This window comes from Pseudomonas sp. 2VD (assembly GCF_005503585.1).
Classification (GTDB): Bacteria; Pseudomonadota; Gammaproteobacteria; order Pseudomonadales; family Pseudomonadaceae; genus Pseudomonas; species Pseudomonas aeruginosa.
The window spans coordinates 1-23,869 of sequence record NZ_SCND01000054.1 but is presented as its reverse complement, the minus strand read 5'-3'; the positions used below and the strand labels follow the sequence as shown (position 1 = coordinate 23,869).

At 66.7% G+C, this 23,869-nt stretch carries 28 protein-coding genes and 2 pseudogenes; 8 read left to right on the top strand and 22 right to left on the bottom strand.

From position 1 onward, the window contains the following. The 20 genes and pseudogenes from pscD to popN all read right to left on the bottom strand — a co-directional run. Positions 1 to 395: pseudogene (gene pscD / locus FFS27_RS08990) on the bottom strand (SctD family type III secretion system inner membrane ring subunit PscD); the annotation flags it as partial. A 1-nt stretch (position 396) separates the two neighbouring features. Continuing rightward, entirely contained in the window at positions 397 to 2,199 is a 1,803-nt protein-coding gene (pscC, locus tag FFS27_RS08985; RefSeq protein ID WP_003109511.1) for a SctC family type III secretion system outer membrane ring subunit PscC, read from the bottom strand. Beyond that, positions 2,199 to 2,621, bottom strand: coding sequence for a YscB family type III secretion system chaperone PscB (gene pscB / locus FFS27_RS08980; protein WP_003109510.1), 423 nt, complete (start codon positions 2,619 to 2,621; stop codon positions 2,199 to 2,201). Before pscB ends, pscC begins: the two co-directional genes overlap by 1 nt. 33 nt (positions 2,622 to 2,654) lie before the next feature. Beyond that, positions 2,655 to 3,485, bottom strand: a complete 831-nt coding sequence (exsD, locus tag FFS27_RS08975; RefSeq protein WP_003109509.1) for a T3SS regulon anti-activator ExsD — start codon at positions 3,483 to 3,485, stop codon at positions 2,655 to 2,657. 97 nt (positions 3,486 to 3,582) lie between these two features. After that, the gene (exsA, locus tag FFS27_RS08970) at positions 3,583 to 4,419 is read right to left on the bottom strand and encodes a T3SS regulon transcriptional activator ExsA (protein WP_003120334.1); all 837 of its coding nucleotides are present in this window, start codon (positions 4,417 to 4,419) and stop codon (positions 3,583 to 3,585) included. A 297-nt stretch (positions 4,420 to 4,716) separates the two neighbouring features. Further along, positions 4,717 to 5,130: a YscW family type III secretion system pilotin ExsB gene (gene exsB / locus FFS27_RS08965; protein ID WP_003109507.1), complete on the bottom strand. Its 414-nt coding sequence runs from the start codon at positions 5,128 to 5,130 to the stop codon at positions 4,717 to 4,719. A gap of 8 nt (positions 5,131 to 5,138) precedes the next feature. Continuing rightward, positions 5,139 to 5,384 (bottom strand): T3SS regulon translocated regulator ExsE, encoded by a 246-nt coding sequence (gene exsE / locus FFS27_RS08960; RefSeq protein WP_023095813.1) that lies wholly within the window; start codon positions 5,382 to 5,384, stop codon positions 5,139 to 5,141. 8 nt (positions 5,385 to 5,392) lie between these two features. Further along, positions 5,393 to 5,830, bottom strand: a complete 438-nt coding sequence (gene exsC, locus FFS27_RS08955; RefSeq protein ID WP_003100769.1) for a type III secretion system regulatory chaperone ExsC — start codon at positions 5,828 to 5,830, stop codon at positions 5,393 to 5,395. Positions 5,831 to 5,956: 126 nt separating this feature from the next. Next, positions 5,957 to 6,844: a type III secretion system translocon subunit PopD gene (gene popD / locus FFS27_RS08950; RefSeq protein WP_009314655.1), complete on the bottom strand. Its 888-nt coding sequence runs from the start codon at positions 6,842 to 6,844 to the stop codon at positions 5,957 to 5,959. Between the two features lie 11 nt (positions 6,845 to 6,855). Continuing rightward, on the bottom strand, positions 6,856 to 8,028 hold the full coding sequence (gene popB / locus FFS27_RS08945; RefSeq protein WP_023101351.1) for a type III secretion system translocon subunit PopB: 1,173 nt from the start codon (positions 8,026 to 8,028) through the stop codon (positions 6,856 to 6,858). Further along, positions 8,009 to 8,515 (bottom strand): SycD/LcrH family type III secretion system chaperone PcrH, encoded by a 507-nt coding sequence (pcrH, locus tag FFS27_RS08940; RefSeq protein WP_003087708.1) that lies wholly within the window; start codon positions 8,513 to 8,515, stop codon positions 8,009 to 8,011. The genes popB and pcrH overlap by 20 nt, the downstream gene beginning before the upstream one ends. A gap of 8 nt (positions 8,516 to 8,523) precedes the next feature. Then, on the bottom strand, positions 8,524 to 9,408 hold the full coding sequence (pcrV, locus tag FFS27_RS08935; protein WP_137951977.1) for a type III secretion system needle tip protein PcrV: 885 nt from the start codon (positions 9,406 to 9,408) through the stop codon (positions 8,524 to 8,526). Between the two features lie 9 nt (positions 9,409 to 9,417). Continuing rightward, the gene (gene pcrG, locus FFS27_RS08930) at positions 9,418 to 9,714 is read right to left on the bottom strand and encodes an LcrG family type III secretion system chaperone PcrG (RefSeq protein WP_003109501.1); all 297 of its coding nucleotides are present in this window, start codon (positions 9,712 to 9,714) and stop codon (positions 9,418 to 9,420) included. Positions 9,715 to 9,741: 27 nt separating this feature from the next. Further along, the gene (pcrR, locus tag FFS27_RS08925; RefSeq protein WP_003100791.1) at positions 9,742 to 10,176 is read right to left on the bottom strand and encodes an LcrR family type III secretion system chaperone PcrR; all 435 of its coding nucleotides are present in this window, start codon (positions 10,174 to 10,176) and stop codon (positions 9,742 to 9,744) included. After that, on the bottom strand, positions 10,173 to 12,293 hold the full coding sequence (pcrD, locus tag FFS27_RS08920) for a SctV family type III secretion system export apparatus subunit PcrD (protein ID WP_003087696.1): 2,121 nt from the start codon (positions 12,291 to 12,293) through the stop codon (positions 10,173 to 10,175). Before pcrD ends, pcrR begins: the two co-directional genes overlap by 4 nt. Beyond that, positions 12,290 to 12,619: a type III secretion system chaperone PscY gene (gene pscY, locus FFS27_RS08915; RefSeq protein ID WP_003113547.1), complete on the bottom strand. Its 330-nt coding sequence runs from the start codon at positions 12,617 to 12,619 to the stop codon at positions 12,290 to 12,292. The genes pcrD and pscY overlap by 4 nt, the downstream gene beginning before the upstream one ends. A gap of 4 nt (positions 12,620 to 12,623) precedes the next feature. Then, a complete protein-coding gene (pscX, locus tag FFS27_RS08910) occupies positions 12,624 to 12,989 on the bottom strand; it encodes a type III secretion system protein PscX (protein WP_003140044.1) in 366 nt (121 codons plus the stop codon). Beyond that, the gene (gene sycN / locus FFS27_RS08905) at positions 12,986 to 13,357 is read right to left on the bottom strand and encodes a type III secretion chaperone SycN (RefSeq protein WP_003087694.1); all 372 of its coding nucleotides are present in this window, start codon (positions 13,355 to 13,357) and stop codon (positions 12,986 to 12,988) included. The genes pscX and sycN overlap by 4 nt, the downstream gene beginning before the upstream one ends. Then, complete coding sequence (gene pcr1, locus FFS27_RS08900; RefSeq protein WP_003087693.1) at positions 13,344 to 13,622, bottom strand: Acr1 family type III secretion system gatekeeper subunit Pcr1; 279 nt, start codon at positions 13,620 to 13,622, stop codon at positions 13,344 to 13,346. Before pcr1 ends, sycN begins: the two co-directional genes overlap by 14 nt. Continuing rightward, positions 13,603 to 14,469, bottom strand: a complete 867-nt coding sequence (gene popN, locus FFS27_RS08895) for a SctW family type III secretion system gatekeeper subunit PopN (RefSeq protein ID WP_003087692.1) — start codon at positions 14,467 to 14,469, stop codon at positions 13,603 to 13,605. Before popN ends, pcr1 begins: the two co-directional genes overlap by 20 nt. A gap of 190 nt (positions 14,470 to 14,659) precedes the next feature. On the opposite strand from popN, the gene pscN reads away from it, so the two are divergent. Genes pscN through pscU form a run of 8 tightly spaced genes read left to right on the top strand, consistent with a single transcriptional unit; the run spans position 14,660 to position 21,213 of the window. Then, positions 14,660 to 15,982 carry a SctN family type III secretion system ATPase PscN gene (gene pscN / locus FFS27_RS08890; protein WP_003100796.1) on the top strand — a complete coding sequence of 441 codons (1,323 nt, stop codon included), beginning with the start codon at positions 14,660 to 14,662 and terminating at the stop codon, positions 15,980 to 15,982. Further along, on the top strand, positions 15,979 to 16,455 hold the full coding sequence (pscO, locus tag FFS27_RS08885) for a type III secretion system central stalk protein PscO (protein WP_003109497.1): 477 nt from the start codon (positions 15,979 to 15,981) through the stop codon (positions 16,453 to 16,455). Before pscN ends, pscO begins: the two co-directional genes overlap by 4 nt. Continuing rightward, positions 16,443 to 17,537: a type III secretion system needle length determinant PscP gene (gene pscP, locus FFS27_RS08880; RefSeq protein ID WP_073937375.1), complete on the top strand. Its 1,095-nt coding sequence runs from the start codon at positions 16,443 to 16,445 to the stop codon at positions 17,535 to 17,537. The genes pscO and pscP overlap by 13 nt, the downstream gene beginning before the upstream one ends. Continuing rightward, on the top strand, positions 17,534 to 18,463 hold the full coding sequence (gene pscQ, locus FFS27_RS08875; protein ID WP_003132883.1) for a SctQ family type III secretion system cytoplasmic ring protein PscQ: 930 nt from the start codon (positions 17,534 to 17,536) through the stop codon (positions 18,461 to 18,463). Before pscP ends, pscQ begins: the two co-directional genes overlap by 4 nt. Beyond that, positions 18,460 to 19,119 (top strand): SctR family type III secretion system export apparatus subunit PscR, encoded by a 660-nt coding sequence (gene pscR / locus FFS27_RS08870; protein ID WP_003111622.1) that lies wholly within the window; start codon positions 18,460 to 18,462, stop codon positions 19,117 to 19,119. The genes pscQ and pscR overlap by 4 nt, the downstream gene beginning before the upstream one ends. After that, the gene (gene pscS, locus FFS27_RS08865) at positions 19,116 to 19,382 is read left to right on the top strand and encodes a SctS family type III secretion system export apparatus subunit PscS (RefSeq protein ID WP_021264587.1); all 267 of its coding nucleotides are present in this window, start codon (positions 19,116 to 19,118) and stop codon (positions 19,380 to 19,382) included. The genes pscR and pscS overlap by 4 nt, the downstream gene beginning before the upstream one ends. Then, entirely contained in the window at positions 19,379 to 20,167 is a 789-nt protein-coding gene (gene pscT, locus FFS27_RS08860; protein ID WP_021264586.1) for a SctT family type III secretion system export apparatus subunit PscT, read from the top strand. Before pscS ends, pscT begins: the two co-directional genes overlap by 4 nt. Continuing rightward, positions 20,164 to 21,213, top strand: a complete 1,050-nt coding sequence (gene pscU, locus FFS27_RS08855; protein ID WP_021264585.1) for a SctU family type III secretion system export apparatus subunit PscU — start codon at positions 20,164 to 20,166, stop codon at positions 21,211 to 21,213. The genes pscT and pscU overlap by 4 nt, the downstream gene beginning before the upstream one ends. 105 nt (positions 21,214 to 21,318) lie before the next feature. Here pscU and FFS27_RS08850 read toward each other — a convergent pair whose 3' ends face one another. Both FFS27_RS08850 and FFS27_RS08845 read right to left on the bottom strand, forming a co-directional pair. Beyond that, entirely contained in the window at positions 21,319 to 23,421 is a 2,103-nt protein-coding gene (locus tag FFS27_RS08850; protein ID WP_003087666.1) for an LTA synthase family protein, read from the bottom strand. 2 nt (positions 23,422 to 23,423) lie between these two features. Next, positions 23,424 to 23,869: pseudogene (locus FFS27_RS08845) on the bottom strand (YncE family protein); the annotation flags it as partial.

The following is a 23,869-nucleotide window of genomic DNA, read 5'->3' as shown; positions in this document are numbered from 1 at the left end:
ATGCCGAGCAGCCAGGCCCCGCCGGCACGGGCGGACGGCTTGCGGCGCACTGGCGCGGTCTGCGCCTCGACTTCGGGGAAACGCTCGGGAAAACTCCGCTGCGGGTCGCAGAATGCCCAGCGCAGCGGGCCGCAGGTCTGCCCGGCAAGCGCCTGCAGGATCGCTCCGGCGACTTGCGCCTGGCCGTCCTGGCGAGGCTCGCAGCCCTCCGCCCACTCCAGCAGGCGCACGCCCTGGGCATCGACCTCGAGCACCAGGTGGACTGCCGCGATGCCCTCGTCGAGCAACACCAGGTCGGCCTGCAACGGATCGCTGCCAAGCGCCACCCGGCCCTCTCCAAGCGAGACTTCGGCGCCCTGGTTCAGCCCGCTGTAGAAGCGGATCTTCCAGGCCATGCTAATTCCCGCGCTCCGCGCCGACGCACCAGGCGCCGTCCTTGGGACAGGCGCCGTCGGTCACCCGCCAGCCCTCCTGCGCACCCATCCGGCAGGGCGTGAGGAACGAACCCTGCCCGGCCTGGCGCAAGCGCTCCTGTTCGGCCCTGGCCGGCGCCAGCGCCTGGCAGCGGGCGCTACCGAGCAGCTTGCGCAACGACAGGCTCTGGTTCGACAACTCGTCGATTTCAAGCAGGCCGCCGCGCAGGTCGCGACGGTTGTTCAGCGCCAGGTAATGGCCGACGCCATCGTCGATCAGCCGAGGCTCGATGAGGAACAGCCGCACCGAGCGGCGCACGGTGTCCGCGGTAGTGCGGAACAGCGCGCCGAGATAGGGAATGTCGCCGAGCCAGGGTACCTTGCGCTGGCTCTGGCTCAGTTCGTCGCGGTAGATGCCGCCGATCAGCAGGCTCTGGCCATGGCCCACGCGGGCGATGGTATCGATCACCGTGCGGTTGATCGTGGGGATCTTGTCCAGGCCGGCGCTGTTGGGTTTCTGGCTGCCGTCCTCGATGTGCAGGCTGAGGCTGATCTCCGGCGTATCGCCGAGAGTCACCACTCGCGGCGTCATTTTCAGCATGGTGCCGTAGGTAATCGCCTTCAGCTCGGCCACCCGCTCGCCCGTGACCCGCACATAGTAGGTTTCGCTCTGGTCGAGCACCGCCTGGGTATTCTCCTGGGTCAGCAGGGTCGGCCGGGATCCGATCTGCGCCTGCCCCTGGCTCTGCAACAGGGTGACCTTGGCCAGCAGGAAATCCAGCCCGCGACTGTCCACCAGGCTGCCGACCGCCCCGTTACCGGCGCCGCCGCCCTCCTCGCTATCCTGGCCGGTGGTGCGGATCTGGATCGACTTGTTGTTGCCCAGGCGAATCCCGGCGCTCCAGTCGACGCCCAGCTGGGCGAGGTTCTCGGCATTGATGTCGATGATCGACAAGCCGACCTCGATCCGCGCCGAGGGCCGGTCGAGGGCTTCGATCAGGCGGCGATACATGGGCAACCGGTCCTTGTGGTCGCGCACCACCACCGCGTTCAGCGACGGTTCCGCCTGGACCACCGCATGGCTCGATTGCGGTCCCGGGCGCAGCTTGCCCGGCTCGTCCCCCACCGCAACCACGTTGGCATCGCTGAGCACCCGCGAGAGGATGCTGGCGATGCCCGGCGCCTCGATCTCGTCGTCGCGGTACTCGATCTTGCGGTCCTCGGCGACCGCATAGCGCAGCGGGAAGATCTCCACGCTGAGGTCGCCGGTCTTTTCGCTGCGCAGGGTGTATTGCTGCTCCAGCACCTGGGCGGTCTGCTCGACCAGTTCGAGATAGCGCCCCGGACCGGACACGTGCACCAGCCGCCCGGAAGGGTCGGCACGCCAGCCGAAGCGCGGTTCCCAGATGCCGGCGGCGGTCAGCGCGCGCTTCAGCTCGGCCTCGCCGACCTGCTCCAGCCTCACCAGCCGCGATTGCATCTCGGTGGTCTTGAATACGTACAGCACGGTGCCGTCGTAGTACCAGCCGAGGTTGTAGAGGGAGGCCATCAACTGCAGGAAGGCCTGCGGGCTTTCCAGATCGAAGCGACCGCTGACCTGGTCGTTGACCTTGTCGCTGACGATCACCGAGGCATCGTAGTTGGCGCCGAAGTTGGCCAGCACGTCGCGCAGGCTTTCGCCCTGCGCCACATAGTCGTAAGGCAGGCTGGGCCAGTCCAGCGGCTGCGCGCGCAAGACCGCGCCAGGCAGCAGCGCCAGCAGTCCGCCGATCAGCAGGCGGCGCATCAGGGACGCCACACCGGAACCTGCGGCGGCAACCCGCGGGGCAGCGGCTCCAGCTCCGGCGCCAGCGCCTCGAGCAGCCCCACCTGGGCGGCCAGGGCCCGTTCGAGTCGCTCGGGATCGAGGCCGTCGAGGCCCAGCCGCGCCTGCAACAGCAGGCGCCCGTCCGCATCCAGGACGATGGCCTGGGGATAGCGCCGGCTCCAACTGGCGACCCGCGACAACAGCGCCCGCAGCAACCCCTGCTGGTCGCGCTGCGGGTCCAGGGGGGCGTGCTCCAGCGGGCTTTCCAGCAGCAGGTCGTCGCCCTGGCGCAGCAACAGGACGCTCTGCCCGTCGATGCGCAGGTGGTACGAACCCGTCCGATCGGCAACAAAGGGCCCTTGGCCCAGGCGAGTGGCCAATCCGCTCAACAGATGATCCATGATTCCTCGGTAGGGCCGGCTTTCGCCGGCCGCTCAGCTCTGCCAGTAGAAGTGATCCTGTGCCTGGCACAGGTTGCGTTCGTGCAGCCAGGCCTGGACGGCGTCCGCCGCGCCGACGTCGTCGTCCAGCCGGCAGAGAGGTTGCCAGAGGCATTCGAGGACCTCGGGGATCGGCTCGAAGCCGGCCAGCCCGCCGCTGGCGAGCAGCGTCGCCATGCCCCGCTGCCAGTTCGGCCATGCGCTCTTCGCCAATGCCGAAGCCGTCTCCAGCTTGCCGGCCAGTTCGGCCACCTGTTCCTGGGTGCGCGCCTGGCACTTGGCGACCCTGGCCAGTTCCTCGCGGGCCTGCTCCGGCTCCAGCTCGGCCACGCGGGACCAGAATTCGGACTTGATTCGCAGTTGCCGGGACTGGGTCTCCAGCTCCACCAGCGACAGGCGCCAGCCGGGGATCGCCTGGTCGAGCAGGCTTTCCCACCAGCCATAGACCGGCAGCAGGACCCAATCGATCATCGACTGCGGCACGGCGAGGTTGACCCGGTCGCCCAGTTCGGCGCACCAGCCGTCGTCGTCCTGCGCCGCGCAGAGGAGAATCTGCCGCACCTCTTCGCGCCCCAGTGCCAGGCCGCGCGCCAGGCGCTGCTGCAACCATTCGCAGCGGAACAGTTGCTCCAGCCGCAGGCGCGGCAGCATCCGCTGCAGCAACGCCAGTTGCCGCGCACTGATGATTCCGGACTCACGATACAAACTGCTCGATGCGTAACCCGGCACCCGACCCCGCGAGCGGGCGTCCGAGCCCACCACGGATACCCGCCTGCCGGCGAACACCGCTTCTCGGGAGTACTGCTTATCGTCTTCCTGCTCCATTCTCTGCCTTGGCTTCCTCACTACATTGCGCGCTCGTCAGAGCCTGCAATTTGGGCCGATTCTACTCATGCAGCCGCTACCGGGCTTTCAAAAAACGTCAGTTATTTTTAGCCCGGCATTCGTCCTTCCCCTGCCGCGAGCGGCTCGGTGTGCAGCCGAAACGGCGGCGATAGCTCTGGGTGAAATAGGACTGGCTGGAAAAGCCCGCCTCCATGGCGATGTCGACGATGCTCATGTCGCTGTTGAGCAGCAACTGATGGGCATAGAGGATTCTCCGCTCGCTGATCCAGGCGCGCGGCGAAACCCCGTAGACACTGCCGAACAGCTCCTTGAAGGTGGTCAGCCCCATGCCGAACTCGCGGGAGAAGTCGGACAGCTTCCACTCGTTGAGGTAGTGCTTCTCCATGAATAGCTGCAGACGCTCGACATGCCGGTTGCTCAGTTGCCGCAGGACCGACATCAGCAGCGGCCCCTGCGGACTGAACGCGAAGAGCATCAGCAACTCCTCGATCTTCAGGCAGGCGAGCATCGGCGGATGCTCATGCACAAGCAATTCCTTCAACCCCTTGACGCAACCGGCCAGCAGAGGCGTGGCAGCGAACGCGATGATGCCCGGCACGGGCTCGTCGCAACGCTCGACTTCGCTCAACAGCGCGCCGAAGCGCTGGACGAAGCCTTGTAGAAACTGGGCAGATAATGGAATCCAGAGTATTCGGCTGTCCTTTCCCTTGGTACTTACGACATAGCTTCCGCGGCGGACGAAAAGCAACTCGCCAGGCGCCAGGCAAAAAGTGGAATCGATGTCCTGGACGGTCAGTTCGCCCTCGAGCAGAACATATACGCCCTCTTCCTTGTTTACCCTGTATTCGAAAGTTGGAATGTTCCAATGACAAGACGTTATCTGCTTTCGGCCAAGAGATTTGGCTCCTTGCATATTATAAGAACCCCAACACTTCCCGTCGTACCTTGAATGCCCCGCCTAGCGGAGAGGCATGAATACGCTCCGTTTTATTGATTTTCAAAGCCATGAGCACGGAGTCGATTTTATAATAATCAGGATTATCCGACGTGCGCTGATTCGCAGAGCGAGTCGGCTTCCGCCAATTAATCCAGCCTTCTTTAGAAGCGGAACAAAAGTACCAGTTTTATTATTCGAGGCCTTCCCTGACAACGAACGAGACTTGCACTTCTTTAATCTCCATACGCACTTTCCGAAACAGCAGGCAATGTATCAATCGTTGCCAGATCTTTCTTCCGGGCGAGCGGCCGTACAATTCGGAAAACAGTCGCGCCGAACCAGCCGGACCCGCTCATCGACGCCCGCCGCCACCCGCTGCCAGGCGCTCGCCTGGACCGCCGCGACGCCCACCCAGGAAAGCTCGGTGCGTAGGTACAATGCCTCGCCCTCCAACCTGTCGACCTCCAGATCGAACGCATAGCGCAACGGCAACCCGGACACCCGGTAGCGCCGCTCGGCAATCGTTTGCATCCCTCCCTGAACGACGGCATACAGGCGCAGCCTGAGTTGCGCCTGGCGCGCCTGCAGGGAAACGCCGCCCACCGAACCGCCCACCGTCACCTTCGGCGACATCGGCGCGGGCTGGCTGACGCAACCGCCGAGCAGCAACGCCAGCGGCAACAGCATCCAGCACCTCACCTGCGCCGGACCGTGCGCGCCTCCAGCGGCGTGCCGTCGCCGTCGGCGAGGCGCTGCAAGGCCTGCTCGCTGCGCGGATCGCCAGCCACGTTGCGCGCCAGCCAGCGCGCCAGCCCGGCCACACTGGAACGGTCGTCGCCGCGAACGGCCGTGCGGGTCACCGAACGCCCCTCGAAATGCCCCACCGTCTCGGCTCCTGCGTCTTGGGACGGCTGCACCGGCGAAATCGATTCGATTTTCATGGGGCCACTCAAACCCTCATGCCGACCGCAGCGACCGCCTCGCGATCGCTGTCGCACGGCAGCAGGCGTTGCCAGAACTCGGCGTGGTCGAGCAGGTTGGCCAGGGTCGCCTCGAAGCATTCGAGGGTCAGTTGCGCTGCGAGAATCTGCGCATACAACTGGACCTTGCCGGTCAGCTCGTCGAAGCCGAAATGCAGATCGAAACGGTGCCAATGGCGGTTGAAGCTGGCGAGCTGGCGAAAGATCCCCTCACCCAGCACATCGATGCCCGCCACATCGGCCTCCAGCAACAGACGCTCGCGCTCGGCGAGCAGCAACAGGGTGACGCCCACCTGTTCGTCGAACAGCAGGCTCGCCATGCCCTCTTCGTCGAGGGACAGGGAAGGCAAACCGATACGGCCTGCGAACTCGGCAAGCAGTCGGTTGACCTTGCTCGTTAAATCCATGGGGGCGCCTCCTAAAGCTCAGCGCATGCTAGCACCGGGCTATGCATCGCTTTTGTCACTGAGAGACTTTTCTTTTAAGAAAAAAGCCACATCGCTGTGGCCTTTTTCCTCCCGCGCGGAGACGGCTCAGACCACTCCGGCCGCCGCACGCCAGGCCTGGTTATGGCTCTGGGTGTACTGCTGGATGAGCTGCAGGACGTCCTTCATGAAGCCGGCATCGAAGCTCATCTGGTCCTCGACCTTCTGCTTCTGGCTCTGCCCGATGGTGGCGTTGACCTCCTCTTCCCGGGCGCTCGCCTGCGACTCGCCCTGGCGCACCTGGACCGAGGCGTTGGCCATCTGGACGAAGGACTGGATCACCGTGTTGGCCACCTGCAGGGCGCCGTTGCGGCTCTCGAAGGCACGGCCCGCCGCGCGCAACGCCACACTGTCCTGCGCCTGGTCCGCCGCCCAGACCTTGCCGACGATCTTGCGATCCTCATCGGAGGTCTTGCCCAGCGCCTGCATCTTCGCGTCGATCAGTTCGTTGCGCCCATCGATGTTCTTCTGCAGGGTCTTCTCCTGGCTGATGGCCTTGCCGTTCTTCAACGCGCCGAGACTGCCGACCACTGCCGAGGCCAACGCGCCGACGCCGGCGATCACCGCCATGGCGATCATCAGCGTGGCGCCGCTGCGCATCTCGTCCACCTGCGCCTTCTGCGCGTGGATGATCGCCTGGTTCTCGTTGTCGCGCTGGAGTACACCCAGCTCGCGCGCCTTCTGCGCGATGCGGAAGAGAATCAGCAGAAGCTCCACGCTGCTGTCCAGCTCGCTGCCGGCCGCTTCCATACGCACCGGGTCGAGCGCCTGACGCGGAGCGTTCAGTTCGACCCGGTCGGCCCGCGCGGCCGGCACCTGCGGCAGCTCCGCAGCCGCTTGCGGCGTGCCGACGGAACGCCCGGCGGCGCCGGGAGCGATCGGCTCGGAGGGGATCGCGGCCTGGGTAGCCGCCAGGGAATATTGCGTATCGATCATGTGACGCCTCCTCAGATCGCTGCCGGTCGGCTGGACAGGTTGTGCAGGGTTTCACCCTTGGCCTGGAGCATGGCGAAGATCCGCTCCATGATTTCCTGGAATGCTTCCAGCATGCGGCTCAGCTCTTCCTTCAGGCGCTCGATCACGCCCTGCAGGGTGGTCAGGTCGGCACGCGATTCCTGCACGTCGGCCTGGCGGTTCGCGGCCTTCGCCTGGAATCCCGAATGAGTGGCCTGGGCCGCGCCGTTGGCGACGTCCAGGGTCAGGTCGGAAACCTGCACGCCGAGTTTCAGCGAGTGCGACAGCGATTGGCCGGCCAAACTGCCGAACTTGCCGCCCAGGTCGGCGACCTTGCTCGCCAGGCTGGCGGTCATCTCGGCCGCCTTGCCGCCGATCTTCGCGCCCAGCTTGGCCAGCCCGCCGACCGCTGAGCCGCCGAAGCTGACCACCGCCGCCAGCAGCGCGACGGCGATCTCGATACCCATCAGTGCCGGGCCGAGCTTTTCCATCACTTCCTTGCTGATCAATCCGTCCGCGGCTGCCTGCTGTACCGACTGGGAGACCACTCCCATGACACCGCCCGCGATCATCAGTGCACCCGCGGCCGCGCCGACGCCGGTTGCCACCATGATTGCGCCGACGATGATCGAAGCTATTGCACTGATCCAACCAAAGATTTTGGCTGCCAGACCGGACTTCTGGGCTTCTTTCGCGGCTTCTTCCGATTCCCTGATCTTCTGCTGGTTGTCTTCCATCTTCTGCAGGTTCTGCTTTCGCGCCTGCTCGATTTCGGTCAGCTTGAGTTTCTTCTGCTGGTTCTCGACTTCGCCGGTGATTTTCGCCAGCTCGATCTCGAACGCCTGCGGCGACATCAGGCCGGCGGACAACAGCGTCGAAGCGCCGGCCAGCACAACCTGCCGCGCCAGTCCGGCATCCTCGCCCACTGCTTGCACCAGGCTGGCGATCTCCGCACGATTGGCGACCTCCAGGCGCTGCTGGCTGGCTGCGGACGGCGGCGTCAGCGCCACCCCCGTGCCGCTCGCGGAAGCCGCGGCCGGCGCCGCCAGGCGCTCCACCCGCAGACTCTCGACATCCCTCGCGACCGGCCTGCCGAGCGCCGGGATATCCCCGGCGTCGGCCACCCCGTAGGGCAGTCCGGTGCGTTCAAGCGTTATCGGATTCATATGTTCGATCCTTTCTCGCGGTTACGGCTTCCAACATGGCGCCGGCACGCGCGGCCAGGGCCTCGTGCGCCGGCTGTGCCGCGGCCAGGGCCCGGGCCGAGTAGAAGCCACTCTCGGCTCCGTCGAGATCACCCAGTTGCAGGTGGCACTCGGCGGCATGGAAGGGAAAGCGCGGCTCGTTGATGTCCATCAGCGCGCCGTAGCTGTAGCTCTGCAGGGCCTGTTCATAGAGACCGAGGGACTGGCGGCAGGCGCCCAGGCCGAGAAAGTAGCGGGCGTCGTAGTGGTCGAGCATGCACAGTGCCTGGAAGATCTTCTGCGCGTCGTCCCACTTGCCCGCCTGGTACTGGTTGAAGCCCAGCGCATAGAGCTGCTCCAGGGTGTCCTCGCTGAGTCCGCGAAGCATCGCCAGGGTGCCGCCGTCGCGCAGGAAGGCCTCCAGCGCCTGTTGCTGGTCGGTGTCGGAAGGGGTCGCTTGCTGGTTCATGGATACCTCTAGATCGCGCTGAGAATGTCGCGCAGGACGCTGTCGTATTTCTGGATGAAGCGGTTGAGCGCCTCGACCGCCGAGTTGTAGCGGGAGCTGGTGTCGTTGAGCAGGGTGGTCTTCTCGTTGACCTTGTCGTTCAGCGGACGCGAGCGGTCGCTCACCGTGGTGGCGAAATTGCCGACCGGGTTGTTGTCCTTCTCGAAGGGGTACTCATCCTTGAGGCCCTTGAGTTCCCCGCTCTGCTTCGGCGAGCCGCTGAGAAAATCCTTGATCGACAGCTTGCCGCTGAAGGTATCCAGATTGCTCAGCAACGCATACTCGGGGCTGTCCTTCCACCTGGGATCGCCGACGGCATAGCCATAGAGCGTGGGGTCGACCAGATCGATACCGCCAGCGTCGATCCTGATGCCCTGCTTGGCCGACAGCGCGGCGTTGATCTGCGACTGGATCACGCTGTAGACCTTCAACTCCGCGGTCAGCGCCTTGAGCTCGTCGAGCAGCGCCTTGCGCTTGCCGTCCTGGGTCTGCAGGACATCCTTGTAGACACCGATGACATCCTCGTCGAGACGGCCGTGCAGGCTGAAATAGGCCGACACCAGGAACTCGCGCAAATCCCACTGCGCACCGGGCTGCCGACGTGCCGGCAGGACTTCGCGGAGTACCTCGAGGCCCTGCCCCGGAGGCGCGGACGGATTGGCCGCGAGCAACCAGGCGAGCGCCTTGAGCACTTGCGCCTCGCTCAGCGGCTGGCCGGCGTGGGCCAGCACGATCCGCTCGCTGCGCAACAAGGCCAGCAGTTCCTCCTGCTCGGCACTGGCAGGCGCCGCCGGCGCGGCCAGGAGTTCGTCCAGGAACAGCTCGCGACCGGCATTAAAGTTTCTGACTTCCATCGTGATTCCTCAGATCAACAAGCCACGCATCGGCGTCGGACGCCGCGGCCGGGTACCCTGCTCGCCCTGCGTCGGCTGGGAACTGCGCATGCGCCGCAGTTCGGCCAGCAGCTCCTCTTCGGCGGCTCGCGCCAGCTCTCGCTCCGGCGCCAGGAACAGCAGCTCGCCGGCGTCCGCGGCAAGCCCCAGGCCTTGCCACATTTCCGCCAGCAGGCGGCCGCGTTCCTCGCTGTCGCGAATCGCCAGTTCGGCGGCCTGGACGGTCGCCCGCAGGGTGTCTTCGGTGTATTCGTTCATGTCGCCCATGGTAGGGATCGACGTCGCCGGAGCCTGTCAGGCACGGTCGGGTTTTTGTCGTTTTCGCAGGCTTCGCTGCGTCACCACCCGCCCGGCCTCCAGCTCGAACCAGCCGTCGGCGGGCTCGGCGGCGCCGGTCCAGCGGCGATAGAAGCGCGCCATGCGCTCGCCAGGCAGCGGGCTGCCGGCCAGCGCCAGGACCTTGCCGTAGAGACGCTGGCGCGGCCCCAGCGTATCGAGCGTGGCCTCCGCCAGCAGGTACAGCGCGGCGAATGGATTGGCCAATCCGCTGCGCGCCTGCCGCCGACGCAACATCACGATCCAGACCCGCTCGCCGTCGCAGCGCCAGGCCAGTTCGCAGCCATGGGCCAGGACCTGCCAACCGAGCGCGATCGAGGTGTCGCGCAGGCAATGCGGACGCACCGCCAGGCCGCGGGCGAGAAACCAGGGAATCAGCGGATCGGCGCTCACAACACGATCCTGCCAAGCGGCTGGATGTTGATCTGCTGGGTCAGCTCCTGGTAGGACAGCACCGGCAGCCCGGCATAGTCGCTCTCCACCAGCTTGCGCACGTAGCGGCGGATATCCATGGAAACGATCAGCACCGGCCGGTTCTGCATCTGCGCGAGATCGCCGACGGTCTGCCGCACGCGCTCGAGGAAGGCCTGGGTTATCGCCGGGTCGAGGGCCAGGTAGCTGCCGGCGCTGGTCTGGCGGATCCCACCGCGGATCTGCTCCTCCACCGCCTGGTCCAGCAGGTAGGCGGGAAGGATATTGTTGCCGCTGGAGTACTTGTAGCAGATGTAGCGCTTGAGGCTGCTGCGGATGTACTCGGTGAGCTGCACCACGTCCTTCTCCTTCTGCCCCCACTCCACCATCGCCTCGAGGATCGCCCGCATGTTGCGGATCGAGATGTCCTCGCCGACCAGGCGCTGGAGAATCTCGGTCATCCGCTGCAGGGGAACGATCCGCTGCGCCTCCTTCACCAGCTCGCCGTAACCCTGCTCCATCTGCTCCAGCAGGTAGCGCGTCTCCTGGATGCCGATGAAATCCTCGGCGTACTCCCGCAGCACATGGGACAGGTGCCAGGTGAGCACCTGCTCCAGGCCCAGGCAGGCACAGCCGGAACGCTCCAGGCGATCCTGATGCGCCTGCTCCACCCAGCTCGCTTCCTCTCCCGGCACCTGCAGCTCCGCCGGCTCGTGGGGGACCGCGAGCAATTCCAGCTGCGCGGCGCGTTCGCGCACCAGCAACCAGCCCGGCCGCAGGCATCCGCGCGCGACCGGGACCTCCTGTAGCTGCACCAGGTATTCGCCATCGCCCATCGCTTCGTTGAAGCGCAAGTGGATACCCGGGAACGGCACGCCGAAATCCAGGTACAGCGCGCGTCGTACCCGCACCAGTTCCTCGTTCAGCGACATCGCCTCCAGACGTTCCTGGAGGCTGGCATCGACGTCGATCAGCAACGGCACGGTGAGGGCGAATTCTTCCTGCTCGGCGAGACGCCCGGCCTTCGGCTTGCCGCCGCCAGCCTTGCCGCGCGCCTTGGCCGATGGCGCTCCGGCGCCCTGCGCGAGCAGCGCCGGCAGGTCGCGGGAACCGGCGCTGGCCTGGAGCCGCTGGCGCCAGAGCATGAAGTAGCCGCCGCCGCCGACCAGCAGCGCGAGAGCCAGGAAGGTCAGGGTCGGGAAACCGGGAATCAGGCCGAACAGCACCAGCAACAGGCCGCCGATCAGCAGCGCCTTGGGCTGCGCCACCACCTGTTCGCCGATGTCGCTGCCGAGGTCCGCCGATTCGTCGGAAGACACCCGCGTGACGATGATCCCGGCGGTGATGGCGATCAGCAACGCCGGCACCTGCGAGACCATGCCATCGCCGACGGTCAGCACCGCGTACAGTTGCAGCGCGTCGGCGGTGCTCAGGCCCTTCTGCGTGACGCCGATGGCGATGCCGCCGAGGATGTTGACGACGATAATGATCAGCCCGGCGATGGCGTCGCCCTTGACGAATTTCATCGCGCCGTCCATAGAGCCGAACATCTGGCTTTCCTTTTCGATCACCGCGCGCCGCGCCCGCGCCTCGTTGACATCGATCACGCCGGCACGCATGTCGCCGTCGATGCTCATCTGCTTGCCCGGCATGGCATCCAGGGAAAAGCGCGCGCTGACCTCGGCGACCCGCTCGGCACCCTTGGTGATCACCAGGAACTGCACGATGGTGATGATCAGGAAGATGATGATGCCCACCACCAGGTTGCCGCCGACCACGAAGCTGCCGAAGGTGTTGACGATCTGCCCCGCGTCGGCCTGCAGCAGGATCATCCGCGTGGTGCTCACCGACAGCGCCAGGCGGAACAGCGTGGTGATCAGCAGCACTGCCGGGAACACCGAGAACTGCAACGGCGAGCCGATGTACACCGACATCATCAGCAGGACCACGGAGATGGTGATGTTGACGGCGATGAGGATGTCCAGCAGCAGCGGTGGCAACGGCAGCACCATCATGAACACCACCGCCAGCAGCAACACCACCAGCAGGATGTCCTTGCGCTCGCCGACCCGGCCGAGAAGCCCGCTCAGGTCGTTCATTCCCGCGCCTCCAGCTCCAGCGCCCGGGCGTGCGCGGCACGCGCCGCGTCGAGACGCCCGGCGAGCTGTTCGGCACGGCTCAGGCAACGCCACAGACCGGGCTCCTCCTCGCCATCCTCCTGCAACTGCCGGCACAGGCGCACGGCGGGCTCGCCGAGGCCTTGCTGGAGCAACGCCAGGAGCAAGGCGCGGCGCCCGTCGCGGCGCTCCGGCGCAACGCTCAGCAAGGCCTCCAGCAACACCTGGGCGCGTCGCGGCTGGCCGCATTGCAGGTGCAGCCAGCCCAGCATCAGCAACAGGCGCTGTTGCGTCGGTTTCAACGTCATCGATTCATACCTTGTGCAACAGGTTCAGGGCCATTTGCAGCAGTCGCTCGTCTTCGTCGCGCTCGCCGAGCAGGCAGGCCGCAGCCTGCAGGGCTGGCTGGCCGGGCAGCGTGAGGGCCAGGCGGAGATCGCGCAGCGCCTGGCGGAAGTCGCCGGGGCGCAGCAGGCCGTGGAACTCCAGCTGGGGCCGGGCGTAGTCGAACAGGCGCTGTTGCGCCTGCTGCGCGGGATACAGGCTGGCGACGTGGGTCTCGACCGGCCGGCCGTCGGGCGCCAGTAGATGGCGCTCCGGCAGGGGCGGCGCGAACGGCTCGGCATGCGCCAGGTCGAGTCGTTCGATGCCGATGTGCCAGGCACCGACCCGGCTCATGCGGCGAGCACTTCGCTGCGCGCCGAGCGCAGCGCCTGCAAGGCCTGGTGCAGCGTCGGGATGCCGACCTGCCGGGCTTCCAGGGTGATGCACAGCAGCAGGCGCGATTCGCCGCTCCAGGCGCAACGCAGCGGCAGGCTCCCGGCCGCGCGCGCATGGCACAGGCGCAACGCCCGCAGCGTTCCGCGATAGGCCTGGTGCCAGGCCAGGTCACAGGCCAGCCAGAGCGACAACTGTTCGCCATGGCGTTCCAGCTGCAAGGTGCCGCTGTCCTCGAAATCCAGTTGCACCACGCGCGCCAGCGGCGCCGGTACGCTCACCCGCAGGTCCTGGCAGAACTGCGCGACGGCCAGCTCAACCCAGTCCATGCTGCTGCTCCTCTTCGCGCTCGATCGCCAGGTCGAGTGCCATCTGGCAGGCATTCAAAAGATTCTGGCGCTGCTCGTCGTCGCCGAACACTTCGACCGGCAACAGGCGGTAGAGACGCTTCAGTTCGCGGAAGAAATGGATCTGCCGGGCGACGTCGGCCAGCGGCAACGGCTCGAGCAACGCCTGCACCTCGGCGACGCCGACCCAGCGCTTCTCGAGCAAGGCGATGACTGCGCCGGTCAATTCAGAAGGCCCGTATGCCATGGCCCCGCTCCCCTGTCACCAGCACCTGCCAGAGCGCCCCCACCTGCTCCGCCAGGCCGCCGAGCACGCGCAGCTTGTGCATGTCGCTCATGACCCGCTCCAGCTTCACCGGATCGAGCCGGCTCGACTGACTGTCCAGGTCGGCGCTCAGGGCTTTCTGCAGGAAGGCCACGACCCGCTCCAGCGGCGTCGCGGCGAAGCGCGCCTGGATGTCCTGCCAGGCCGCCGACAGGCCCCGGTAGTCGAGTACCGCGTCACGGTAGGTATCGCGCAGCGCCTGGATATCGCCGACACCGGCGGCGGAAGCCTCGGCGGCCAGCGGCTCGATGCGCAGGCCGAGTTCGATCTCCAGGCCCTGCTCGTCGGCCATCCGCAGCAACGCCTGGTCGACCAGCGCCAGCATCGCCCGCGCCTCCGGCCGCCCGGCCAGGACGTCGCGCGCCCGCGACAGCGCCAGGAAGCGCTGGCTGATCTCGCTGGAGAAGCCCTCCAGGTAAGCACTGAGCTGCGCCAGGCTGCTCAGTTGGCCGCTGCCCAGGTGGGCGATCAGCGCCTCGAGCTTCTGCTGGCTTTCCAGGTCCGGAATGCGCTTCCAGTACTCCTGCAGCATGGCCTGGACTTCGCTCAGGCGCGCATGGGCGTCGCTCAGGCGGCGCTTGGCCAGGGATTTCTCGGCGCGCTCAGAAAAGGCGAAGGTCAGCTCTTCCGCGGCATCGGCCAGCGACTGCGAAACGGAAACGTAGTGGACGCGCTCGCCCTGAAAGCTGCCGCCAGCCTGCTGCGCGGGGGCGTTGGCCGCTTCCCGCGGCGCGAGGGGCGCGGCGGAGGAACTCTGGAGGATGTCCATCGTGGCTGTGGTTCCTGGTCTGCAAAGGCGGCGCAGTATAGGAACCGGCCCGGTGCCGCCGATGCCAATATCGGCCGGTTTTTTTTAGCCGCGGCGGCAACCGATTTCTAAAAACTCCCGGCTGGCACTGAAATTCGTCGCGCGAGGCTTTCTCTATAGTGCGCGCCGACTCCAGCCGAACCGATCCGCCATGCCCGCGCCTCTCTCTCCTCTCATCGTCCGGATGCGCCACGCCATCGAAGGCTGCCGGCCGATCCAGATCCGCGGGCGGGTCACCCAGGTCACCGGAACCCTGCTCAAGGCCGTGGTGCCCGGCGTGCGCATCGGCGAACTCTGCCAGTTGCGCAATCCCGACCAGAGCCTGGCGCTGCTCGCCGAGGTCATCGGCTTCCAGCAGCACCAGGCGCTGCTCACCCCGCTCGGCGAGATGCTCGGGGTTTCCTCCAACACCGAAGTCAGCCCTACCGGCGGCATGCATCGCGTGGCGGTCGGAGAGCACCTGCTCGGGCAGGTGCTCGACGGCCTCGGCCGCCCCTTCGACGGCAGCCCGCCGGCCGAGCCGGCGGCCTGGTATCCGGTCTACCGGGATGCCCCGCAACCGATGAGCCGGCGCCTGATAGAGCGGCCGCTATCGCTGGGTGTGCGCGCCATCGACGGCCTGCTGACCTGCGGCGAAGGCCAGCGCATGGGCATCTTCGCTGCCGCCGGCGGCGGCAAGAGCACCCTGCTGGCCAGCCTGGTGCGCAATGCCGAGGTGGATGTGACGGTACTCGCCCTGGTCGGCGAACGCGGTCGCGAAGTCCGCGAGTTCATCGAAAGCGACCTCGGCGAACAGGGGCTGCGCCGCTCGGTGCTGGTGGTCGCCACTTCCGACCGACCGGCGATGGAGCGCGCCAAGGCCGGTTTCGTCGCCACCAGCATCGCCGAGTATTTCCGCGACCAGGGACGCCGCGTCCTGCTGCTGATGGACTCGCTGACCCGCTTCGCCAGGGCCCAGCGCGAAATCGGCCTGGCGGCCGGTGAACCGCCCACCCGCCGCGGCTATCCGCCATCGGTGTTCGCCGCGCTGCCACGCCTGATGGAGCGTGCCGGGCAATCCGAGCGGGGCTCGATCACCGCGCTCTACACCGTGCTGGTGGAAGGCGACGACATGAGCGAGCCGGTGGCCGACGAGACCCGCTCGATTCTCGACGGGCACATCGTGCTGTCGCGCAAGCTGGCCGCCGCCAACCATTATCCGGCCATCGACGTGCTGCACTCGGTGAGCCGGGTCATGAACCAGATCGTCGACGACGATCAGCGCCATGCGGCCGGACGCTTGCGCGAATGGCTGGCGAAGTACGAGGAAGTCGAGTTGCTGCTGAAGATCGGCGAATACCAGAAAGGCCAGGACAGCGAAGCCGACCAGGCCATCGAGAAGATCGGGGCGATCCGCCAGTGGCTGCGCCAGGGTACCCACGAAACCAGCGATTACGCACAGGCCTGTGCGCAGTTGCGGAGCCTCTGCGCATGAGCCTGGCGCTGCTGTTGCGCGTCCGACGCCTGCGCCTGGACCGGGCCGAGCGCGCCCAAGGCCGCCAATTGCTACGGGTTCGCGCCGCGGCGCAGGAACACACCGAGCGCCAGGCGGCACAACGGGACTACCGCGACTGGCGACTGGCCGAAGAGCAACGGCTGTTTCTCGCCTGCCAGGCGGCCATGCTCGACCGCCGGCGCCTGGAAGCCTGGCAGCAGCAGGTAGGGCTGCTGCGGGAAAAGGAAGCCGGCCTGGAACAGGACTGCGCCGAGACCGCGCAGCGCCTCGAAGGGGAGCGCGAGCGCCTGCGGCAGTGCCGGCGAGAACTGCTGGAACGCCAGCGGCAACTGGAGAAGTTCGCCGAACTGGAGCGCCACGTCGACGCCGAGCGCCAGGGGCTGCGCGAACGCAGCGAGGAAGGCGAACTGGAAGAATTCACCCGCCACGAGACCTGGCCATGCTCAAGCTGAACGCCGTGGATACGGCTCCGCTCGTGTCGTCCGACACCCCTGCCCCCCTTCCGCCGCTGCGCGCGCAGCAGATCGCCTTCGAACAGGCCCTGCCCGCGCACCGACCGCCGGCGCCCAGGCCACCGTTCGACAAGGGCGACGAAACGACAGAGGCCGAAGAGCCCGCCGCGACAGCCGACGCGCCGACCTCGACGCCTCTCGCCGACCAGCCCGCGGCGCCTGCCGCCGACCGGCCGCCGACCACTCGGCAAGCCCCCGTGCCAGTTGCCGCGGACGCAACGCCAACGCCAACGCCAACGCCAACGCCAACGCCAACGCCAACAGTGTCGCCGTCCGGATCGGTAGCACGGCAAGCGCCGGCGGTCTCCGCGCGCGTCGCGGCGTCCACGCAAGCCCGGGAGCCGGCCAGCGTTTCGGCGCCTCCGGTCGACGAACCGCCGCTGGTGCCGGTGTCCTCCCAACCGCAAATCGCAGGTCGGACGCATGAGCGGCCGCAGCCCGGCCCCGGCTTCCCGGCGAAAGCCGCAGCCGAGGTCGCGCCCACGGCGCAGGCCAGTGCCCAGGCTTCGCCGCCCGCGCCGACAGCGGGCGGCGAAGGCCGCGGAGAGGAGCGTCGGCAACCCGGAGAAACCGATCCATCCGCACTGCCCCCCGACGACCAAGCGCCTGTGCCACTGCCTGCCATGCAAACCCCCGGCGACCGCCTGCTGGCACGCCTGCTGGCATCGAGCGGGAGCCGGCCACTGCCGCTGGCCGATCTCGCGCGCCTGCTCGATGCCGTGCAGGGGCGCATCCAGGTCGCCAGCGCAGCCGAAAGCCATGCGGCGCGCCTGCAGGTGCAACTGCCCCAGCTCGGCGCCGTGGAGGTGCAGGTCCTGCATGGCCATGGCCAGTTGCAGATCGAGATCAGTGCCAGCCCCGGCAGCCTGGCGTTGCTCCAGCAAGCCCGTGGCGAGCTGCTCGAACGCCTGCAACGGCTGCATCCGGAACAACCGGTGCAACTCACCTTCAATCAGCAGCAGGACAGCGGTCAGCGCTCGCGGCAACGTCGCTACCTGCATGAAGAGTGGCAAGCCGAATGAACGGTGCGGACCTCGACCTGCCGCTCGCCAGCCGCGCCGAACTGGATCTCCAGCGACGTCTCGCACGTTGCCGTCGCCACTATGTCGGCAACGCTTTGCAAGCGCGCCTGGACATCGCCCAGGCCGCCCCCGACGTCGATCTCGAACTGAGCCTGGCGTGGGACGGCCTGCCCCTGCGCTTTCTCTGCCAGGCCCCGGCGCTGGCCCGCTGGCTCGCGCCGAACCTGCAGGAGGCAGCCTTCGCCAGCCTGCCGGCGGCCCTGCAACTGGCCTTGCTGGAGCGCGAAGGCAACGTCTTTCCCGGCCTGGTCTGGTACGGCCTGAGCCCGGCGCAACCACGCGCTGCGATGGGCCTGCGCCTGAGCCTGGAACGCGACGACCAGCGCCTGGCGCTCTGGCTCGACGGCGATCCGGCGACGCTGCTGGCACGCCTGCCGCCGCGCCCCTCGGCGCAACGCCTGGCCATACCGCTGCGCCTGTCGCTGCAATGGCCCGGCCTGCCGCTGGACGCCGGCGAGCTGCGCACCCTGGAGCCCGGCGACCTGTTGCTGCTGCCTGCCGGCCATCGCCCCGACGCAGCGCTGCTGGGGGTTCTCGAAGGACGCCCCTGGGCGCGCTGCCAACTCCACTCCACGCAACTGGAACTGCTCGACATGCACGACACCCCCTCCCTCGCCGACAGCGAGGACCTGCACGAACTCGACCAACTGCCGATCCCGGTCAGCTTCGAGGTCGGCCGCCGCACCCTGGACCTGCATACCCTCTCCACCCTGCAGCCAGGCTCGCTGCTCGATCTCGACTGTGCCCTGGACGGCGAAGTGCGCATCCTCGCCAACCAGCGCTGCCTCGGTATCGGCGAACTGGTCAGGCTCCAGGACCGGCTCGGGGTGCGCGTAACCCGCCTGTTCGGACACGACGAAGCATGATCCAGTTGCCCGACGAGCTCGGCCTGATCCTCGGCCTGGCCCTGCTCGCGCTGGTCCCGTTCATCGCGGTGATGGCGACCTCCTTCATCAAGATGACCGTGGTCTTCTCGCTGCTGCGCAACGCTCTGGGCGTCCAGCAGATTCCGCCGAACATGGCGATGTACGGGCTGGCGATCATCCTCAGCCTGTACGTGATGGCACCGGTCGGCTTCGCCACCCGCGACTACCTGCGCAACCACGACGTCAGCCTGAGCGACTCGGCATCGGTGGAACGCTTTCTCGACGAGGGCATGGCGCCCTACCGGAACTTCCTCAAGCGGCAGATCCAGGAGCGCGAACACACCTTCTTCATGGAAAGCACCCGCCAGGTCTGGCCCAGCGAATACGCCGAGCGGCTCGACCCGGACAGCCTGCTGATCCTGCTGCCGGCCTTCACCGTCAGCGAACTGACCCGTGCGTTCGAGATCGGCTTCCTGATCTACCTGCCCTTCATCGCCATCGACCTGATCATCTCCAACATCCTCCTGGCGATGGGCATGATGATGGTGTCGCCGATGACCATTTCCCTGCCGTTCAAGCTGCTCCTGTTCGTCCTCCTCGACGGCTGGGCGCGGCTGACCCACGGCCTGGTCATCAGCTACGGAGGCTGGCCATGAACAGTGCTGACATCCTCCACTTCACCAACCAGACCCTGTGGCTGGTGCTGGTCCTGTCGCTGCCGCCGGTACTGGTCGCGGCCCTGATCGGCACCCTGGTATCGCTGGTCCAGGCGCTCACCCAGATCCAGGAGCAGACCCTCGGCTTCGTCGCCAAGCTGGTGGCCGTGGTGGTGGTACTGTTCGCCACCAGCGGCTGGCTGGGCGGCGAGCTGTACCGTTTCGCCGAAATGACCCTGCTGAAGGTGCCGCTGGTGCGATGAGCGTCCAGGACCTGCAGCAACTGCTGCTGACCTACAGCCTGCTGCTGCCGCGGATCATCAGTTGCTTCGTGGTCCTGCCGGTGCTGGCCAAGCAGACCCTGGGCGGCGGCCTGGTGCGCAACGGCGTGGCCTGCTCGCTGGCGCTGTTCGCCTACCCGATCGTCGCCGGCAGCCTGCCGCCGGCCCTCGGCGCGCTGGACATCGCCCTGCTGATCGGCAAGGAAGTGCTGCTCGGCCTGCTCATCGGCTTCGTCGCCACCATTCCCTTCTGGGCCATGGAAGCGACCGGCTTCATCATCGACAACCAGCGTGGCGCGGCACTCGCCTCGACCCTCAACCCCAGCCTGGGCAGCCAGACCAGCCCCACCGGGCTGCTGCTGACGCAGACGCTGATCACCCTGTTCTTCTCCGGCGGCGCCTTCCTCGCGCTGGTCGGCTCGCTGTTCAGGAGCTATGCCAGTTGGCCGGTGAGCAGTTTCTTCCCGCAGTTCGGCAGCCAATGGGTGGCATTCTTCTACGCGCAGTTCTCGCAGATGCTGATGCTCTGCGCGCTGTTCGCCGCGCCGCTGCTGATCGCCATGTTCCTCGCCGAGTTCGGCCTGGCGCTGGTCAGCCGCTTCGCCCCGTCGCTGAACGTGTTCATCCTCGCCATGCCGATCAAGAGCCTGGTCGCCAGCCTGCTGCTGGTGCTCTACCTGGGCATCCTCATGGAGCACGCCTACGATGCCCTGCTGCTCGCCGTCGACCCGCCGCGCCTGCTGCGTCCCGTGCTGGAGACGCCATGAGCGCCGAGAAGACCGAGCAGCCCACGGCGAAGAAGCTGCGCGACGCCCGCCGGCAGGGCCAGGTGGTGAAGAGCAAGGAAATTGTCTCCAGCGCGTTGATCCTGTCGCTGGTGGCGCTGCTGATGGGCTTTTCCGACTACTACCTGGAGCATCTCGGCAAGCTGCTCCTGCTGCCCGCCGAGTACATCGACCTGCCGTTTCGCCAGGCGCTGGAGACCATCCTGGAGAACCTTCTCCAGGAACTCCTCTACCTGCTGGCGCCGGTCCTGCTGGTCGCGGCGCTGGTGGTGGTGCTCAGCCATGTCGGCCAGTACGGCTTCCTGCTCAGCCTCGACAGCGTCAAGCCGGACCTGAAGAAGATCAACCCGGTGGAGGGCGCGAAGAAGATCTTCTCGATCCGGAGCCTGGTGGAGTTCCTCAAGTCGACCCTGAAGGTCGCCCTGCTCTCCCTGCTGGTCTGGCTGACCTTGCAGGGCAACCTGGCCAGCCTCCTGCGGATTCCCGCCTGCGGGCTGGACTGCGTGGCACCGGTGAGCGGGCTGATGCTCAGGCAACTGATGCTGGTCTGCGCGGTCGGCTTCCTGGCGATTGCCGTCGCCGACTACGCCTTCGAACGCCACCAGCACTACAAGCAGTTGCGCATGAGCAAGGACGAAGTGAAGCGCGAGTACAAGGAGATGGAGGGCAGCCCGGAGATCAAGAACAAGCGCCGGCAATTCCATCAGGAACTGCAATCGAGCAACCTGCGCGCGGATGTCCGGCGTTCCTCGGTGATCGTCGCCAACCCGACCCACGTCGCCATCGGCATACGCTATCGACGCGGCGAAACACCCCTGCCGCTGATCACCCTGAAGCACACCGACGCCCTGGCCCTGCGGGTCCGGCGCATCGCCGAGGAAGAAGGAATCCCGGTGCTGCAACGAGTTCCGCTGGCACGGGCGCTGCTGCGCGACGGCAATGTCGACCAGTACATACCGGCGGACCTGATCCAGGCCACCGCCGAAGTCCTGCGCTGGCTGGAAAGCCAGCAGACGGATACACCCTGAACGCTATCGGGCAGGGTGGCCGCCTCGGCACCGGCAACGCAAGACGCTGCGACCTGGCGCCGAAAAAAAGGGGCCCGAAGGCCCCTTTCTCATGCTTGCTACGGGTCAGTCCTTGTCCGGGATCCCGTGTACCACGCCCGCGGTATTCTCCAGCAGGCTCTTGGTCGCGGTCTGGATGAACGACTCCAGCTTCTTCTGTAGCTCGGCCTGGTCCGGTACGTCCTTGGTGATCACCGCCTTGGCATCGCCGCCCAGCTGGTAATCGTAGACGCGCACGTCACCGTCCTTCGGCCGCACCAGGATGCGGTTGCCGGAGACGATGGCGACGTTCTGCTCGCTGCCCGACGGCTTGATCACGCCGAAGCCCTTGTCGCCTTCCGGCAGGTTCAGCAGGTCGCGGCCCCAGCACTGGTGGACGGTCTCGCCGCCGAGCAGGCCCATGATGGTCGGCACGATGTCGACCTGGGTACCGACGGTCGGCAGGTGGGTACCGAACTTCTCCTGGATGCCGGGGGCGATCAGCAGCAGCGGCACGTTGAAGCGGTGCAGGTCCATCTCGGTGAGCTGCTCGGGGCTGCCGAAGCCATGGTCGCCGACCACCACGAAAAGGGTGTCCTTGTAGTACGGCGACTTCTTCGCCTTCTCGAAGAACTGGCCCAGCGCCCAGTCGGAATAGCGCATGGCGGTCAGGTGCTCGTCGAGCGAACCGTAGCCGGTCACGCGCTCCACCGGCAGGTCCTTCGGCAACGCGTAGGGCACGTGGTTGGAGAGGCTCTGCAACAGCGCATAGAACGGCTTGCCGGTGCTCGCCAGCTTGTCCAGCTCCTCGTTGCCACGGGCGAACATGTCCTGGTCGGAGACGCCCCAGGTCGGATCGGAGAACACCGGGTCGACATAGTCGTTGCGGCCGATGAAGGTGGTCATGCCCTGGTTGCTGAAGAAGCCGGACTGGTTGTCCCAGGCGAAATCGCCGTTGTAGACGTAGACGTCCTCGTACTGGCGGGCGCTGAGCAACTGCGGCAGGCCGGAGAACTTGTGGCCGCCCTCCGGGGTTTGCATCAGGTATTCGAAGCCCGGCAGGTTGGGGAAGCAGGCCATGGTGGCGAACATGCCCTGGTGGGTATGGGTGCCGTTGGAGAAGAACTGGGTGAACAGCAGGCCTTCCTTCGACAGCTTGTCGAAATACGGCGTGATGTTGCCCGGCGCGCCCAGGGCGCCGACATAGTGGCCGGCGAAGCTTTCCAGCAGGACCACCACCACGTTGCGGATCGGCAGGGTGTTCGCCGCCGGCGGGGTGAACTCGCGGCGCACCGCGGCCTCGTCGGCGTCCACCAGCTTGTCGTTGGGGGTCAGCAACATCTGCCGGGTGGTCTCCAGGGCGACCTTGTCGTCCAGGGTGGCCTTCCAGATGTTCGCGCGGTCTTCGGAGAAGCGCTCCTTGGCCGCCTTGACCAGGGTCAGGGTGCCGTTCAGGCCCAGTTGGTTGGCGAACATGGATTCGGTGGTGAAGGCATCGCCCCAGCGCAGCGGCGGGCCCTGGCGCAGGGTGCCGCGGGCGGCGAGGACGCAGACCAGCACGCAGAGGAACAGCACCACGCCGCGCACGTACCAGGGCGCGGCAGCGCCCGGCCGGGCGATCACGCTGTCTTCGCGCGGCTTGCGCTGGCTCGGGCGGGTCGCCAGGTCGATGGCCTTGAACACCCGGTACAGCACCCAGGTGGCGAAGGCCCAGGCCAGCAGGTAGCGGACCACCGGGAAGCCGTACCAGAGCATGCTCATGACGGTCTTCGGGTCTTCCGACATGTACTGGAAGACCAGGCTGTTCAGGCGCTGGTGGAACTCGCGGTAGAAGTCCAGTTCGAGTACGCCGAGGAACAGGGTGATGCTGGCGAACAGCGTCAACCATGTACGGAACAGGCCGCGAGCGGCCATCGCGCGTACCGCGAACAACGACAGCACCAGCGGCGCCACGGCATAGACGACGACCCGCAGGTCGAAACGCACGCCGTTGCCGAACGCCTCGAGGAAGGTGCTCGCCGGGGTCGCGCCGATCAGTTCGCGGTTGTAGATCAGCAAGGCCAGGCGCAGCAGGCTGAACATGACCAGCAGCACCAGCGCGCTGAGCGCGGTGAACGCCAGGTGGCTGCGGATGGTGGGCTGGAACAGCCGTGGGGGCGATTGGGTGGTTCGGACTTCCGTTTGGTCCATGTTTACAATTCGCTCTTCTGTCGTTCGATTTCGAGAATGCGGTCCCGCCCCTGCTCGGCCAGCAGGTAGCGGCCGGGCCCGATGGGCAGTAGGGACTGTGCGGAACGCAGGCGCCGTACGATCACCTGCAGCGGCCCGTCGGGCGGCAGCAGCAAGGCTCGCGCGTTATGCGTCGAGTCCTCGGTGATCCACAGGCCTTCGCTGTCGCACAGCAAAAAGCTCGGTGCATTCAGTCCGTTCAGCACCACCTCGTCCTCGGCCCCCTCATGCAGACGCATGACGTGGCCACGTTTCTTTTCCGTGTAGAAGACGCTTCCGTCCGGGCAGGCGGCCACCCCTTCGGAGCGCTGCAATCCCTCGCGCAGTACCGTCAGTCCGCCGGTCTCCGGGTCGTAGCGGAGAATCCGCCCGTCCAGGTCGCGATCCTCGGCGGCGTACAGGTAGCGGC

Excerpts from the sequence above, each read along its gene's own strand:
- exsE (WP_023095813.1), bottom strand. The coding sequence starts at position 5,384 with ATGAAAATCGAATCGATTTCGCCGGTGCAGCCGTCCCAAGACGCAGGA.
- pscO (WP_003109497.1), top strand. The coding sequence starts at position 15,979 with ATGAGCCTGGCGCTGCTGTTGCGCGTCCGACGCCTGCGCCTGGACCGG.
- popD (WP_009314655.1), bottom strand. The coding sequence starts at position 6,844 with ATGATCGATACGCAATATTCCCTGGCGGCTACCCAGGCCGCGATCCCC.
- pscP (WP_073937375.1), top strand. The coding sequence starts at position 16,443 with ATGCTCAAGCTGAACGCCGTGGATACGGCTCCGCTCGTGTCGTCCGAC.
- pscC (WP_003109511.1), bottom strand. The coding sequence starts at position 2,199 with ATGCGCCGCCTGCTGATCGGCGGACTGCTGGCGCTGCTGCCTGGCGCG.
- pscX (WP_003140044.1), bottom strand. The coding sequence starts at position 12,989 with ATGAGCCGGGTCGGTGCCTGGCACATCGGCATCGAACGACTCGACCTG.
- pcrH (WP_003087708.1), bottom strand. The coding sequence starts at position 8,515 with ATGAACCAGCAAGCGACCCCTTCCGACACCGACCAGCAACAGGCGCTG.
- pcr1 (WP_003087693.1), bottom strand. The coding sequence starts at position 13,622 with ATGGCATACGGGCCTTCTGAATTGACCGGCGCAGTCATCGCCTTGCTC.
- popN (WP_003087692.1), bottom strand. The coding sequence starts at position 14,469 with ATGGACATCCTCCAGAGTTCCTCCGCCGCGCCCCTCGCGCCGCGGGAA.
- sycN (WP_003087694.1), bottom strand. The coding sequence starts at position 13,357 with ATGGACTGGGTTGAGCTGGCCGTCGCGCAGTTCTGCCAGGACCTGCGG.
- exsB (WP_003109507.1), bottom strand. The coding sequence starts at position 5,130 with ATGCTGTTGCCGCTGGCGTTGCTGCTCGGCGGTTGCGTCAGCCAGCCC.
- pscS (WP_021264587.1), top strand. The coding sequence starts at position 19,116 with ATGAACAGTGCTGACATCCTCCACTTCACCAACCAGACCCTGTGGCTG.
- pcrV (WP_137951977.1), bottom strand. The coding sequence starts at position 9,408 with ATGGAAGTCAGAAACTTTAATGCCGGTCGCGAGCTGTTCCTGGACGAA.
- pscT (WP_021264586.1), top strand. The coding sequence starts at position 19,379 with ATGAGCGTCCAGGACCTGCAGCAACTGCTGCTGACCTACAGCCTGCTG.
- pscQ (WP_003132883.1), top strand. The coding sequence starts at position 17,534 with ATGAACGGTGCGGACCTCGACCTGCCGCTCGCCAGCCGCGCCGAACTG.
- exsA (WP_003120334.1), bottom strand. The coding sequence starts at position 4,419 with ATGCAAGGAGCCAAATCTCTTGGCCGAAAGCAGATAACGTCTTGTCAT.
- popB (WP_023101351.1), bottom strand. The coding sequence starts at position 8,028 with ATGAATCCGATAACGCTTGAACGCACCGGACTGCCCTACGGGGTGGCC.
- pscR (WP_003111622.1), top strand. The coding sequence starts at position 18,460 with ATGATCCAGTTGCCCGACGAGCTCGGCCTGATCCTCGGCCTGGCCCTG.
- exsC (WP_003100769.1), bottom strand. The coding sequence starts at position 5,830 with ATGGATTTAACGAGCAAGGTCAACCGACTGCTTGCCGAGTTCGCAGGC.
- pcrD (WP_003087696.1), bottom strand. The coding sequence starts at position 12,293 with ATGAACGACCTGAGCGGGCTTCTCGGCCGGGTCGGCGAGCGCAAGGAC.
- pscB (WP_003109510.1), bottom strand. The coding sequence starts at position 2,621 with ATGGATCATCTGTTGAGCGGATTGGCCACTCGCCTGGGCCAAGGGCCC.
- exsD (WP_003109509.1), bottom strand. The coding sequence starts at position 3,485 with ATGGAGCAGGAAGACGATAAGCAGTACTCCCGAGAAGCGGTGTTCGCC.
- pscU (WP_021264585.1), top strand. The coding sequence starts at position 20,164 with ATGAGCGCCGAGAAGACCGAGCAGCCCACGGCGAAGAAGCTGCGCGAC.
- pcrG (WP_003109501.1), bottom strand. The coding sequence starts at position 9,714 with ATGGGCGACATGAACGAATACACCGAAGACACCCTGCGGGCGACCGTC.
- pscY (WP_003113547.1), bottom strand. The coding sequence starts at position 12,619 with ATGACGTTGAAACCGACGCAACAGCGCCTGTTGCTGATGCTGGGCTGG.
- FFS27_RS08850 (WP_003087666.1), bottom strand. The coding sequence starts at position 23,421 with ATGGACCAAACGGAAGTCCGAACCACCCAATCGCCCCCACGGCTGTTC.
- pscN (WP_003100796.1), top strand. The coding sequence starts at position 14,660 with ATGCCCGCGCCTCTCTCTCCTCTCATCGTCCGGATGCGCCACGCCATC.